This is a genomic window from Cloacibacterium rupense, assembly GCF_014645495.1.
GTDB lineage: Bacteria > Bacteroidota > Bacteroidia > Flavobacteriales > Weeksellaceae > Cloacibacterium > Cloacibacterium rupense.
In genome coordinates, this window is the sequence record NZ_BMLV01000001.1 from 471007 (window position 1) to 486297 (window position 15291).

At 31.7% G+C, this 15291-nt stretch carries 11 protein-coding genes; 5 read left to right on the top strand and 6 right to left on the bottom strand.

What is annotated here, in order from left to right; genetic code table 11:
• Nucleotides 1–44 precede the first annotated feature (44 nt).
• The 6 genes from IEW40_RS02150 to IEW40_RS02175 all read right to left on the bottom strand — a co-directional run bounded on the left by IEW40_RS02150 (nt 45) and on the right by IEW40_RS02175 (nt 5629).
• Nucleotides 45–1049, bottom strand: coding sequence for a sugar kinase (locus tag IEW40_RS02150; protein WP_188616432.1), 1005 nt, complete (start codon nt 1047–1049; stop codon nt 45–47).
• A 5-nt stretch (nt 1050–1054) separates the two neighbouring features.
• Nucleotides 1055–1378, bottom strand: coding sequence for a cupin domain-containing protein (locus IEW40_RS02155; protein ID WP_188616433.1), 324 nt, complete (start codon nt 1376–1378; stop codon nt 1055–1057).
• A 17-nt stretch (nt 1379–1395) separates the two neighbouring features.
• Nucleotides 1396–2796, bottom strand: coding sequence for a glucuronate isomerase (gene uxaC / locus IEW40_RS02160; protein WP_188616434.1), 1401 nt, complete (start codon nt 2794–2796; stop codon nt 1396–1398).
• A gap of 3 nt (nt 2797–2799) precedes the next feature.
• A complete protein-coding gene (locus tag IEW40_RS02165; protein ID WP_188616435.1) occupies nt 2800–3588 on the bottom strand; it encodes a gluconate 5-dehydrogenase in 789 nt (262 codons plus the stop codon).
• 1 nt (nt 3589) lies between these two features.
• Nucleotides 3590–4426 (bottom strand): 5-dehydro-4-deoxy-D-glucuronate isomerase, encoded by an 837-nt coding sequence (gene kduI / locus IEW40_RS02170; RefSeq protein ID WP_188616436.1) that lies wholly within the window; start codon nt 4424–4426, stop codon nt 3590–3592.
• Between the two features lie 183 nt (nt 4427–4609).
• Entirely contained in the window at nt 4610–5629 is a 1020-nt protein-coding gene (locus IEW40_RS02175) for a LacI family DNA-binding transcriptional regulator (RefSeq protein ID WP_188616437.1), read from the bottom strand.
• 563 nt (nt 5630–6192) lie between these two features.
• Here IEW40_RS02175 and IEW40_RS02180 point away from each other — a divergent pair.
• From IEW40_RS02180 to pelA, 5 genes are all read left to right on the top strand, one after another.
• Complete coding sequence (locus IEW40_RS02180) at nt 6193–7635, top strand: glycoside hydrolase family 28 protein (protein ID WP_188616438.1); 1443 nt, start codon at nt 6193–6195, stop codon at nt 7633–7635.
• Nucleotides 7636–7647: 12 nt separating this feature from the next.
• Complete coding sequence (locus IEW40_RS02185) at nt 7648–10659, top strand: SusC/RagA family TonB-linked outer membrane protein (protein WP_188616439.1); 3012 nt, start codon at nt 7648–7650, stop codon at nt 10657–10659.
• A gap of 43 nt (nt 10660–10702) precedes the next feature.
• Entirely contained in the window at nt 10703–12490 is a 1788-nt protein-coding gene (locus IEW40_RS02190) for a RagB/SusD family nutrient uptake outer membrane protein (protein WP_188616440.1), read from the top strand.
• Between the two features lie 88 nt (nt 12491–12578).
• Nucleotides 12579–14195, top strand: coding sequence for a glycoside hydrolase family 43 protein (locus IEW40_RS02195; RefSeq protein ID WP_188616441.1), 1617 nt, complete (start codon nt 12579–12581; stop codon nt 14193–14195).
• Nucleotides 14192–15277 (top strand): pectate lyase, encoded by a 1086-nt coding sequence (gene pelA, locus IEW40_RS02200; protein WP_188616442.1) that lies wholly within the window; start codon nt 14192–14194, stop codon nt 15275–15277. Before IEW40_RS02195 ends, pelA begins: the two co-directional genes overlap by 4 nt.
• Nucleotides 15278–15291 lie beyond the last annotated feature (14 nt).

Consider the following 15291-nt stretch of genomic DNA (forward strand, 5'->3'; position numbering starts at 1 on the left):
TCTTAATTTTTATATTCTTAAAAGTGTTTATTTTAAATTTACTTTTATCTTGATACTCTTCCGCCGCCGTGACCAGACATTAGCGCCTTTATTTCTTCGGCAGTAGATAAATTAATATCTCCCGATATAGAATGTTTAAGACAAGTTGCTGCTACAGCAAATTCTAAAGCAGACTGATGGTCATTTGGCCAATTAATTAATCCGTAGATAATTCCTGCCATAAACGCATCTCCTGCACCTATTCTATCGATAATATGAGATATGTTATATTCTTTTGATTTCAAAAACTCTTTGCCATTGTAAAATTCTGCACTCACTCCATTAGAAGAAGCATTAGCTCTTAATCTTTTGGTAGTGACTATTGTTTTGAGTTTCGGAAATGCTTTCATCCAATTAGAAAAAACCGATTCTACAGACTCATTCTCTTGTTTTGAAATCCCTAAAACAATTTCAGATTCATTAATACCACCAAGAAGTAAATCACAGTATTTAATTAAATTGGGCATTATTTCATTGGCTTTTTTACCATAATTCCATAAAGTAGGTCTGTAATTTAGGTCTGCCGAAATCGTAAGACCCATTTTAGAAGCTATTTCTAGTGCTTCTTCGCATAATTCTGCTAATTCTAAAGAAAGAGAAGGTGTAATGCCAGACCAATGAAACCAATCTGCTCCTTCAAAGGCTTTTTCCCAATCTATCATTCCTTTTCTGAGCATAGAAAAAGAAGAATCTTCCCGGTCATATACTACTTTTCCTGGTCTTTCTGAAGCGCCTTGTTCGAAATAATATATTCCTAAACGTTTTCCTTGAATTTTTGCAACTGGCTCTACACCGAAAGAACGCAACATACTAAGAGCAGATTCTCCCAGTTCATTTGCAGGAACCGAAGTAATAAATTTTACAGGAAATCCAAATTTAGCTAACGAAGCAGCAACATTGGCTTCGGCACAACCATAATATAGGTCAAACGAAGTTGCCTGCGTAAGTCTAAGATGACTAGGCGGCGACAACCGAAGTAGTATTTCACCAAATGTTACTATTTTGCTCATTGTTACTATTTTATAAAATCTTCTCTCATCGGGCTGAAAGACTCTACCAACATTCCTTCTTCTAGACACACTACACCGTGTAATAATTCTGTTGGAACAAAGAAAGAATCTCCGCTAGATAAAATTCTTTTTTCGCCGTCTATTTGTACTTCAAATTTTCCTGAAGCAATAAATGCCGCTTGTGAATGGATATGCTTATGAAGATAACCTATTCCTCCTTTTTTGAATTTTACAACTGTAAGCATTAATGAAGAATCATAACCTACCAAAGCACGCTCTAGATTTTCATCTATTTTTTCCCAGTGATAATTTTTGCTTTCCAAAAACATTTAAAGTATATTAATTTTTAAAAATTAAAATATTCATTTGCGTTATTATAACTGATATCTGCTACCATTTTTCCTACTAATTCCATATCATTTGGCAATTCGCCTTTTTCTATTTCTGTTCCTAAAAGATTACATAAAATCCTACGGAAATATTCGTGTCTTGGAAATGATAAAAAGCTTCTAGAATCGGTAAGCATTCCTATAAAACAAGAGATAAGTCCCATATTAGATAGTGCATTCATTTGCTTAATCATTCCGTCTTTTTGGTCTAGAAACCACCATCCAGAACCGAACTGGACTTTACCTTTTATACTTCCGTCATTATAATTACCAATCATAGTGGCAATTACCTCGTTATCTGCTGGATTAAGGTTGTATAAAATGGTTTTGGCTAATTTATCTTTAGAATCTAATGCATTTAAAAATTGTGATATTTTTCTGGCTTGAGGAAAATCTCCGATAGAATCCCAACCTGTATCTGGCCCTAAAATGCGGTGCATTCTGGCATTATTATTTCTTAAAGCTCCTAAGTGAAATTGCTGAACCCAACCAAATTGGTGATACGTTTCGGAAAGAAAGATTAAAACTGCACTTTGGAATTTCAAAATCTCATCCTGAGAAAGTTCTTGATTGGCTCTTTTCTTATTAAAAATATGTTGAATTTCTGATTCTGTAAATTCTTCAAAATAGATTTGTTCTAAACCGTGGTCAGACACTTTACATCCGTTTTCGTTAAAGAATTCAATTCTTAGGTGCAATGCATTACACAAATCATCAAAAGTATTAATCTCAATATTAGAGACCTTAGAAAGTAAGTCAATGTACTCATTATACCCTTCATTTCCTATTAAAATAGCCTTATCTGGGCGGAAAGAAGTACTTACTTTTATATCTAAATTATTTTTAGCAATTTGCTGATGGTATTCTAGTGAATCTGTAGGATCTTCGGTGGTACAAACCACTTTTGCATTTACTTTTCTTAATAGATTTTGACAAGAATATTCTTTAGAATTTATTTTTGCTGAAGTTTCTTCATAAATAGCTTCGGCAGATTTTTCATTCAATAAATCATAAATGTCAAAATATCTGGCTAATTCTAGATGAGTCCAATGGTAAAGCGGATTTCTAAGTGTATAAGGCACTGTTTTACCCCATTGTAGAAATTTTTCTTTGTCTGATGCATTTCCTGTGATGAACTTTTCATTTATGCCGAGAGTTCTCATAGCTCTCCATTTATAATGGTCACCATTAATCCAAACATCTGTAATATTTTTAAAGACATTGTCTTCAGCAATCAATTTTGGCGAAAGATGATTGTGATAATCTATAATTGGCTGATTTTTAGAATAATTATGATATAATTCTTCAGCATATTTGTTTTCTAAAAGAAAATTCTCGTGAATAAAATTTGTACTCATTTTCTACTCTTCATTATTAGGTTTTCCGATGGTCGCTAAAATTCCGCCATCTACATAAATTATTTGTCCGTTTACAAAATCACTTGCTTTAGAAGCCAAAAAAACAATAGTTCCTCCTAAATCTTCTGGATTTCCCCATCTTCCAGCGGGAGTTCTACTGATGATAAAATCATTAAAAGGATGACCATCTACACGTAAAGGCTCGGTTTGAGATGTTGCAAAATAACCTGGTCCTACCCCATTAACCTGAATATTATATTTAGCCCATTCTGTAGCTAGATTTTTGGTTAGCATTTTAAGACCACCTTTAGCAGCTGCATAAGCAGAAACTGTATTTCTGCCTAGCTCGCTCATCATAGAACAGATGTTGATTATTTTACCTTCTCTACGCTCAATCATCTGTTTAGCAACCAATTGAGACATAATAAAAGGACCAACTAAATCTACATCTATTACTTTTCTAAAATCAGAAACAGGCATTGATATGGCTGGTTCACGCTTTATAATCCCAGCGTTGTTTACCAGAATATGAATATTACCAACTTCTTGGGTGATTAATTCTACAAATCTTGCAGCATTTTCTTCATTAGTAACATCAAAAAGATAACCTTTTGCATTATAACCCTTAGAATGGTAATAATTAAGGGCTTCCTCCATTTTAGAAGGGGTAGTTCCTGTAATGATGAGCAATGCTCCTGCTTGCGCCAAAGCTTCTGCCATTGCCATTCCTAAACCGTGCGTTCCGCCAGTTATAAGGGCATTTTTTCCTGATAAATTAAAAAGCTCTATCATTTTATTTCAATTGATTTGGCGAACAAATATCCATATCTCCATAATCTAGATTTTCTCCTGCCATTCCCCAAATAAATGAGTAATTAGATGTGCCTGCACCTGAATGAATAGACCATTCTGGTGATAAAATGGCTTGATTATTTTGTACAAAAAGATGTCTTGTTTCGTGAGGTTGCCCCATAAAATGTGCTACAGTTTGCCCTTCTTCTAAATCGAAATAAAAATAGGCTTCCATTCTTCTTTCGTGAGTATGAGAAGGCATAGTGTTCCAAATATTACCTGGTAAAAGTTCTGTAAGCCCCATTTGTAATTGACAAGTCTGCACAATTTCGTTTACAATAAGTTTATTAAGAATTCTTTTGTTGGCAGTCATTTCTTCACCAAGTTCTATTATAATGGCGTTTTCTTTAGAAATTTTTTTGTTAGGAAATCTCTGATGAGCAGGAGCGGAATTAATGTAAAAAAGTGCTTGACTATTTTCTGCATTAGAAAACAAAACTTCTTTTGCACCCATACCAATATATAACGCTTCTTTTTTATTAAGTTCAAATACTTCTCCATCTACTGACACTATTCCTTTTTCGCCAACGTTTACTACTCCCAATTCTCTTCTATCAAGAAAATTTTCTGATTTCAGATAAGGAATTGTTTCTAATTTTAGAGGAGAATCCGAAGGTTTTACTCCACCTACAATCAAGCGATCATACATAGAATATACTAGATTGATTTCATTTTCAATGAAAAGATTTTCAAGTAAAAATTCTTCTCGAATTCGCTTTGTATCGTAATTTTTAGCATCGTCTGGATGCGATGCATATCTGAAAGAATATTTAGTCATAATTAAAAAGTATTGCAATCGATTGCACAAAATTAAAACAATTATTCTAATTCTAAGCAAATTATTTATACTTTTTTAAATAAATTTCATAAGATTCTTTTCAGAAACAAATAAATAATATATTATGATGCTTTTAACAGAACAAAAATAGGTATTTTTTGAATACAATCCATTACAAAGAAACTATTTTCCTCTATTAGATGATTTTCTAATAATTAGTTTAGGCTCTAGTACTACCTTTTTTTGAATTTTTTCTACTTCAGAAGAGTCTATTTGTTCTAAAAAAACTTTAGCTGTCATTCTACCCATTTCAAGCGGAAACTGATCAATTGTACTTATAGAAAGTTCTAGAAAATTAGTAAAAGGCTCATTACTAAAGCCAATCACCGCTACATCTTGCGGAACTTTTAGTTTCATTGCTTGTAACTCTTGTATTGCACCTAATGCAACAAAATCACTCGCAGAAAAAATAGCATCTGGTTTATTTTTTAAACTAAACAATTTCTTTACAGCTTCTCTTCCATCTTCTATATTACTTTTTGTAAAAAGCACATAGTCCTCAGAAAAAGGTAAATCATTATCATACAAGGCTTGTTTATAGCCAGCAAAACGCTCTCTAAAGATTTCGATATTTAAATCACCTGTAGAAATATGCGCAATTTTTTTACAACCTTGATCAATTAGATGTTTTGTTGCAATATATCCACCAGCAAAATCGTCTATCGTTACAGAGCTTACATTATCCATTGTTTTCTTTCTATCAAAGAAAATTAAGGGAATTTTTTTCTTTAAAATTTTCTCAAAAGTGATGGTATTTCTACTAGATGTTGACATAAAAATAGCATCAACCTGAGAATTTAAAAGCGTTTCTACATTTTCCGCCTCTTTTTCTTCATCATTATGAGTTTGGCAAATAATAACCTGATAACCACTTGCATTAAGTTCTTCTTCTATTCCTCGAATCACAGAACCAAAGAAATTAGTATTAATTCTAGGGACTATGACACCAATATTGTTGGATCTTCCACTTTTCAAAGCTATAGCCAACCTATTTTGTCTATAATTCATTTTTTCAGCAGTCTCTAGTACCAACTTTTTAGTTGAATCACTAATTTTTGGGTTATCATTTAGTGCCCTAGAAACGGTAGCAGCTGTTACGTTTAGCTTTTTAGCAATATCGTAAATGGTGACTTTTTTTGACATCTGATTATTTGTTTTAATAATCTTAAAAGAATTAAGAATGCAACAAGTTACAAATCTAGCAATTAAAAGTCATATTACAACTTTTTATTAAAAAAAAATGATGATAGAATATTTTCATGAAAAAAATATTGCTTTTTTTGAGATAATAAACTTTTAATATAATTGTGATTTGATGCATATTTGTTTTGATTTACATCAAAAAAAAATTAACATACTAATCATAATTCAATGGATTGCATTATTTAATAATATAGTTTATTTTAGTATTGAAAAAAGACAATTTACTTTTCTGAATTTTTATCCGTAAATTGTATAATCTGTCTAATTATAAAACTTTGCAACTAAAAATGGGAATTAATGTTTAGCAAAATCATACTAAAATCTCTTAAATAAATTAACTAATAAAGAAATAATCAATTTTAAAGCATTGAAAATTAGAATTTTATCTAATGTCTGATGTGTAATTACAAAATAATTTGCAAATGTCATTGAAATGTTTATATTTGTAATCGATTGCATTAATAATATTAGAAAATTATAAAAACAAGTCAGAAATAACCAAAATGAAAAAAAGAATTACACATATTCTATACTATTTGTCTGTTTATATCATTTACTCTTGTTCTGCTCAAAATAACAATATTGATCATATTAATTATTTCCCAATAGAGGAAATGAAAAAAATTGAAAAATCAATTGTAGAACCTAAATTCAAAAACAATCAATACAATATTCTGAATTACGGTGCTAAGGCTGATGGGAAAACGATTTCTACAGAAAGTTTTAAAAAAGCAATTCAAGAATGTAGTAAAAATGGAGGAGGCAAAGTAATTGTGCCTAATGGTAAGTTTCTAACTGGTGCCATACATTTATTAGATAATGTAAACCTACATTTAGAAGATGGTGCAGAAATTATTTTCAGTACCAATCCTAATGATTACCCCATTGTACAAACTTCATTTGAAGGAATTGAGCTGATGAATTATTCTCCACTAATCTATGCATATAATAAGAAAAATATAGCTATTACCGGTAAAGGGATATTAAATGGACAAGGAAATAATGAAAATTGGTGGCCTTGGAAAGGGGCTACATCTGAAGGAAATTCTTATGGATATGCAAATGGTAATCCTTCTCAACTAGACAAGGAAAACCTACCAAGACTTATGGAATTATCAGAAAAAAATGTTCCTGTAGAAAACAGAGTTTTTGGGAATGGGCATTATCTAAGACCTAATTTTATAGAACCTTTTGGTTGTGAAAATGTACTGATAAAAGATGTAAAAATTATTAATGCTCCGTTTTGGATCATCCATCCTATGAAAAGCAAAAATGTAATTATAGATGGTGTGCATATAGAGAGTCATGGTCCTAACAATGATGGTTGTGACCCTGAATATTCTAAAAATGTACTCATCAAAAATTCAATATTTAATACGGGTGATGATTGTATAGCGATAAAAGCAGGTAGAGATGCTGAAGGAAGAAGAATAGGTATTACCACAGAAAATATTATAGTTAGAGATTGTAAAATGATTGACGGACATGGCGGCGTAGTTATTGGAAGTGAAATGTCAGCAGGTGTAAGAAATGTATTTGCATATAACTGTTATATGGATAGCCCCAATCTAGACAGAGTAATAAGACTTAAAACAAACACTAAAAGAGGAGGATTTGTAGATGGTGTTTATGCAAAAAACATAACAGTAGGTCAGGTTAAAGAAGCATTATTGCATATTACTATGAAATATAGTGTTTATGGAAACCAAGACGGAAATTTCATCCCTAAGATTAAAAACATTTATCTAGAAAACATTACCGCAAAAAATGCTGGTAAGTATGTAATCTTTGCAGATGGTTTAGAAAATTCTAAAATAGAAAATATTACCCTAAAAAATATTAATGTAGATAAGGTTGAAAAAGATTTTAAGATAAACAATGTGGAAAATCTTAGAATTATAAACTCTTATGTAAAAGAAAGAAAACTCATCATGCCTCAAAATTAAATTATGTAAATTATGAAATACAAAAATTTACTTACCCCTAGCTTGAAATATAGTGTTGCAGTTCTTGCATTATTTTCATTTCCAGAATTACAAGCTCAGACTAAACCAAAGAGAGATAGTCTAAAAGAGAAAACAATCCAAGAAGTTGTAATGATTGGATATGGTTCTACAAAAAAGAGTGACCTTACAGGTTCTGTAGCTACAGTTTCTGGAACTGACCTTAAAAAAGTTCCTATTTCTAATGTTGCAGAAGCATTAACTGGTAAAATTGCTGGTGTTAGAGTTTCTTCTACAGAAGGCTCTCCAGATGCAGATATTACTTTAAGAGTACGTGGAGGAGGCTCTATCACTCAAGATAGCTCACCTCTTATCATTGTAGATGGATTCCCAGTAAATAGTTTAAATGATATATCCTCATCAGACATAGAAAACATTAGCATTCTAAAAGATGCTTCTTCTACTGCAATCTACGGTTCTAGAGGTTCTAATGGTGTAATTTTAGTTACTACAAAAAGTGGAAAAGAAGGCAGTAAACTCAATGTAAATTTTAATTTATTTACCGGTTTCAAACTTCTTGCAAGACAAATAGATGTATTATCACCATATGATTACGCAAAATGGCAGTATGAATTTGCATCTCTTAAAGGAGATATTCCTTCATATGAAAATTATTTTGGAACTTGGGATAAAATTAATGATTTTAAGAACTACAATGGTACCAATTGGCAAAGAGAAATCTATGGAAATACAGGTACTATCCAAAATTATGATTTAGGGATTAGAGGAGGTAGTGAAAAAACCAGTTATAGCTTAAATTTCACAAGATATGATGAAAAAGGTATTATGATTGGTTCTAAATTTTTAAGAGATAATATCTCATTTAATTTAAAAAACAAACCAACAGATAAACTTGATCTTTCTTTTACTTTTAGATATTCAAACACAAAAATAAATGGCAGTGGAGCAAATGAGCAAAAGGAAATTTCATCAGCAGATGCTAGGCTAAGACATAGTGTAGGATACTCCCCTATTGCCATTCCTGCACTTACTACTGATGATACAGATGATGCATTAGACGGATATTTAGTAAATCCATTTTTAGCCGTTTCTGATAATGACAGAAGTCAAGAGAGGCGAAATTTCAATGTACTAGGAGGTATTGGCTGGAAAATCACCAAAGATTTACAATTTAAATCAGATGTTGGTATGGATTTTTACAGATATTTAGATTCTCGTTTTTATGGAAGATCTACCTATTATGTAGACAATATCCCTGCGGTAGAAAATCAAGGAATGCCTGCATTGATTTTTGGTTCTAGAGAAGACAAGAGATTTAGAATTGCAAATACATTAAATTATGATTTAAAGGACGTATTAGGTGAAAATCACAAAATAAAATTATTGGTAGGTCAAGAATATATTGATTATCAATCTAATACTCTAACCAATACCGTTCACGGTTTTCCAAAATTTTTCTCATTTCAAGATGCATTAAATCTATCATCTCAAGGAAAGCCACAGTCTGTTGATAATTTTTATTTTCCAGATGATAAGTTATTGTCATTCTTTGGTAGATTAAATTATGATTTTAAAAATAGATATTTATTAACGGCAACATTCCGTGCAGATGGTTCTAGTAAATTTTTAGGCAACAACCGTTGGGGTTATTTCCCATCTGTTGCTCTAGCTTGGAAAATGAATGAAGAAAATTTCTTAAATGATGTTTCTTGGATTAAATTATTAAAATTAAGACTAAGTTACGGGGAAGCAGGTAATAATAATATCCCTACAGGACAGACCATTCAACTATTCCAATCTTCTGCAAACTCTTGGATTAATAATGTTTTAAACTATTGGTCTGCATCCAAAATTTTAGCCAACCCAGATTTAAAATGGGAAACCACAGTCACACAAAATGTTGGTTTAGACTATGAACTATTTAATGGTAGACTAAGTGGTTCAGTAGAAGCATACAAGAATAACGCTGAAGACTTATTAATTAGATTCCCAATTCCAGGTACTGGCTATGATTACCAATACAGAAATATGGGAGAAACACAAAACACAGGTATAGAAGCATCATTAAATTTAGATGCCATCAGAAATTCAGACTATAATCTTAATTTCTCATTCAATATTGGTATTAATAAAAATGAAGTAAAATCATTAGGGATAATGAATAACTTCGGAGAATCTACCAACTGGGCTTCTACAGCTATTGGAAATGACTTTTTAGTAGAAGTTGGTAAACCAATAGGACAAATATATGGCTACAGAAATGATGGCAGATACGAAGTCTCAGATTTTGACTATAATGGTGGTGTTTATACTTTAAAATCTGGAATTGCAAACTCTTCTACCGTTGTAGGTACTGTAAAACCAGGCACTATGAAGCTTAAAGACATCAATAATGATGGAATTATTGATGCTAATGATAGAACCATTATAGGAAACACCAATCCAAAACACACGGGAGGTTTTGTAATTAATTCAACGATAAAAGACTTTGATATTTCTGCAGCATTTAACTGGAGTTATGGAAACGATGTCTATAACGCAAATAAAATAGAATTTACAACTTCAACCGTATCTTCTCCTAATGGCCAATTTAGAAATTTAAGTGATGTAATGGCTGATGGAAGTAGATGGACTAATATTGACCCTAACACTGGATCACTAGTTACAGATCCTGCAGCACTTACAGCACTTAATGCCAACACAACAATGTGGTCTCCATATATGTCAAGATATGTACTAACAGATTGGGCAGTAGAAGATGGTTCCTTTATAAGACTTAATACGCTTACTGTGGGATATAGTTTACCAAAATCATTAGTTTCTAAACTAAAACTTAGCAAAATAAGATTTTATGCAACTGCAAATAATGTATTTATAATTACCAAGTATTCTGGATTAGACCCAGAGGTAAATACACGAAGAAATACACCTCTTACACCAGGTGTGGACTATTCACCATACCCTAAGAGTAGACAATATGTATTCGGATTGAATCTTAATTTCTAAAACTTACAGATTAATATTTAAAATTAATTAAAAAAATTAAAAAATGAAATCAATTATAAAATACACTGGAATTGCAATATTGCTATCACTTTCCTCTTGTAAAGATTTTGCTGATGAAACACTAACGTCAGAATCAAAGTCTGCTCTTGATGAATCTGTAATTTTTTCTAATGCAGGCTTAGCACAAGGTGCTGTAGATGGCATTAAAATTCCTTTTGGTGAAACCAACTCTTACAGAGGAAGATTATTGTCATGGTATGGTATGAATACAGATGTTGAGTGGTATAATTCATCTGAATCTACTTCTAATGATAATGCAGACTTATGCGTTTATGATACAAAACCCACCAACAGTCAAATGAATACCGCTAATAACGCTTGGGCTATGATGTATCAGGGTATAGAGAGAGCTAATATTTGCATTAGAGGTCTTAGAAACTATGGTAATCCTACACCAGGTTCAGAACTTGGCTATTTGTTAGGAGAATCACTAACGCTCAGAGCCATTTATTACGCAGATTTACTTAAAACTTGGGGCGATGTTCCAGCTCGTTTTGAACCAATAAATACAGAAACTTTATATCTTCCTAAAACCAATAGAGATGTAATTTACAAACAACTTATAAAAGACTTAGGAGAAGCAGCAGAATTAGTTCCTTGGCCTAATTCATCTACTGCAACTTCTTCTGTTGAGAGAATAAATAAAGCTTTTGTAAAAGGTTTAAGAGCTAGATTAGCACTGGCAGCAAGTGGATACCAACAGTATCCTGATGCTATCAGGAGAAGTACAGACCCAGATTTATCAGTAGATAAAATGTATGCTTTAGCTCTTAAAGAATGTAGAGATGTAATCAGTAGTGGTAGTGCAAAACTAGAAACTTCTTTCGAAACATTCTGGAAAAAATATAACCAAGAAGTTTTAACTGCAGGCAATGAATCTCTTTGGGAAATACCTTTCTCTCCTGGTAGAGGTCGTATGTTGTTTACCTTTGCAGTTAATCACACTTCCAATGATCAATTTCATCAAAATGGAAGTAACAGAGGCGGACAAGGAGGTCCATTACCTACAGTTTTTTATGATTATGACGAAAAAGACACCAGAAGAAATGTAACTTGTGTTCCTTACAAATGGGGTGCTGCTGTTAATGGTATTGCAAAACAACAATTGGGCGCACTAAACAGATGGTATTTTGGGAAATATAGATATGAATGGATGACACGTCTTGTTACTTCTACTAACGATGATGGTGTAAACAAAATTTACATGAGATATGCCGAAATTTTATTAATGGCTGCAGAAACAGCTAACGAATTAGAAGGTCCTACAAGTGCAGCTCCATACCTTAAACAACTCAGAAATAGAGCTTTTGCAGTAGCAGATAGACCTATAAAAGTAGAAAATTATGTTAACGGTCTTACTTCAAAACAAGCAATGTTTAACGCTATTGTAGATGAGCACAAATTCGAATTTACAGGTGAGATGGAACGTAAGCAGGCTCTAATTAGATGGAATCTTTTAGGTGATAAAATGCTAGAAGCAAAAAATAAATTAACAGACCTCAAAAACCGCGCAGGACTATATGCTGATGTACCTTCTACTCTATATTTCAAGTATAATACAGATAATATTTCACTTATTATTTATGGTCTAAACAGAGGAGAGGTTACCAATCCTGGAACCGGATGGACTTCATTTGATTGGAGTTCTATTACAGATTCTAAAATTAACTCTCTTTACAGAAGAGACCCAAATACAAGACAATATTGGCCAATTTGGCAAGTTTTTATAGACTCTAGTAATGGTCAACTTAAAAACGATTACGGATATTAGGATTAATTATTTTTAAACTAAACTTGTCATTAATTTTTTAAGTGATACTTTTTAAATTAATTGACAAGTTTTTTATTTTACTCTCAAAATGTATAAGTTTCAACTCTTATTTTTTGCATTGATAATTTCTTATTTAAATGGTCAAAATTTAGATAAAAACAACCCTATTCTCTACAATGCAGATAATGATAACGGAACATATACCAATCCTATTTTATACAGTGATTATTCTGACCCTGATGTAATTTTAGTTGGTGACAAATATTATATGACGGCTTCATCTTTTAATTGTGTGCCAGGATTGCCAATTCTAGAATCTTATGATTTGGTTAATTGGCAAATCATAGGGTACGCATTAAACAACAATATCCCTGTAGAAAAATACTCTAATCCGCAACACGGAAACGGAGTTTGGGCACCTTGTATAAGGTTTCATGATAATTATTTTTACATCTATTATCCAGATCCTGATTATGGTATTTATATGATTAAATCTAAAAAACCAAAAGAATCTTGGTCTGAACCTATTTTAGTAAAAGCAGGAAAGGGATTAATTGACCCTACTCCACTTTGGGATAATGATGGCAAAACATATCTAGCATTTGCATTTGCAGGAAGTAGAGCTGGCATTAAAAGTATTCTCGCAATTTGCACCATGAATACAGAAGGAACAAAGGCAAATAATGATGATGTTTTAATCATAGATGGGCACCAAGACGAACCAACAATTGAAGGTCCTAAACTATACAAAAAAGATAATTTTTATTACATTTTTGCACCTGCTGGTGGTGTTTCTACAGGATGGCAAACAGTGCTACGTTCCAAAAATATTTTTGGTCCTTACGAAAAAAAGAAAGTTCTACAACAAGGGAAAACCAATATTAATGGACCTCACCAAGGAGCTTGGGTTCAAACTCCAAGCGGTGAAGATTGGTTCATACACTTTCAAGACAAAGGTGCTTTAGGGAGAATTGTTCATCTACAACCAATGAAATGGAAAAATGATTGGCCAATTATTGGTAATGACACTGATAATGACGGCATAGGAGAACCTTTATTAACATATAAAAAACCAAACGTAGGAAAAAATTACCCTAGAATTTCACCACCTACTTCTGATGAATTTAATGTACCAAAATTTGGTTTACAATGGCAATGGCATGCAAATTCAAAAATCAATTGGGGCTTACCCAGCAGTTTAGGGTACTATCTTCTCAACTGTATTCCCAAAACATCTAATTATAAAAATTTGTTTGATGCACCTAATTTATTTTTACAAAAAATCTCTTCACCCAATTTTATTGCTACTACCAAAATTTCTAATTTCATTAAAAATGAAGAAGAATTTGGTTTGGTATTAATGGGAATAGACTATTCTTATCTTAGAGTAAAGAAAATAAATGGTAAATTATTTATTTCTCAAATTATCTGCCAAAACGCAGACAAGAAAACTGAAGAACAAGAAATAAATACCACAGAAATTAAAAGCGAAGAAATCTATTTACGAGTTAAAATAACTGAAGATGGCAAAGGTATATTTTCTTATAGTGAAGACCAATCAAACTATAAAACTATTGGTAATGTTTTCTCTATAAAACAAGGAAAATGGATTGGCGCAAAAATAGGATATATAGCCCAAAGAGAAGGTTTTATAAATGACTCAGGATATATTAAAATAGATTGGATTAGATTCGAAAAAATATGAAAATCATTAAAATTATATTCACGATTCTCCTAATTCTAATTGGTTTATCATTAAAAGCTCAAGTCCATTCTAAGTCTTGGAAAAATATCATATTTAATGAGAGTGATGCTTGGTATAACTCTCTTCAAGCAAAGGAAATTGCAGATAATGTACTGTTGTATCAAAAAAATAATGGTGGCTGGCCCAAAAATATTGAAATGCAAAATAAACTGACCATTTCTGAAATTGAAGATTTAAAAAGCAAAAAAAACAATTTAACAGAATGTACAATAGACAATGGTGCTACCACGCAAGAAATGATTTTTCTATCAAAAATTTATAAAAATCATCCAGACAAAAAATACAAAAAGGCTTTCATTAAAGGATTAAAATACTTATTGAATGCACAATACAAAAACGGAGGTTGGCCCCAATTTTATCCTTTAAAAAAAGGGTATTATACCAATATTACTTATAATGATGATGCTATTACCAATGTATTGTTTCTTTTCAAAGAAATTATAGATCAACAAGAATCTTATCCAATCCCTATCCCCAATAGAATTAAGAAAAAAGTATTTTTTAGCTTTAAAATTGGAATCGATTGCATTATAAAAACTCAATATAAACAAAATGGAATTTTAACATCTTGGTGCGCCCAGCACGATGAAAACACATTGCTACCATCTAAAGCAAGAGCTTTTGAACTACCTTCACTAAGCGGACAAGAATCGGCGAAAATAGTTTTATTGTTAATGTCGATTAAACATCCTTCAGAAGATGTAATTAATGCGGTGAATAGTGCTGTAAAATGGTTTGAAAAAACCAAAATTTCAAACATAAAAATTGAAACCATAGAAATAGAAAATGGTAAAACAGACAAAATGGTTGTAAAAAGTGAAAACACAGAACCACTCTGGGCAAGATTTATGAATTTAGAAGACAATAGACCTTTCTTCTGTGATAGAACTGGGATGAAAAAATACGCACTAAACGAAATTAGCTATGAAAGAAGAAACGGATACAATTGGTACACCAATAAACCAAATGATGTCCTAAAAAAATATAAAACGTGGTTGGAAACATTAAATAAAACATACTAAATGCACAAATACTA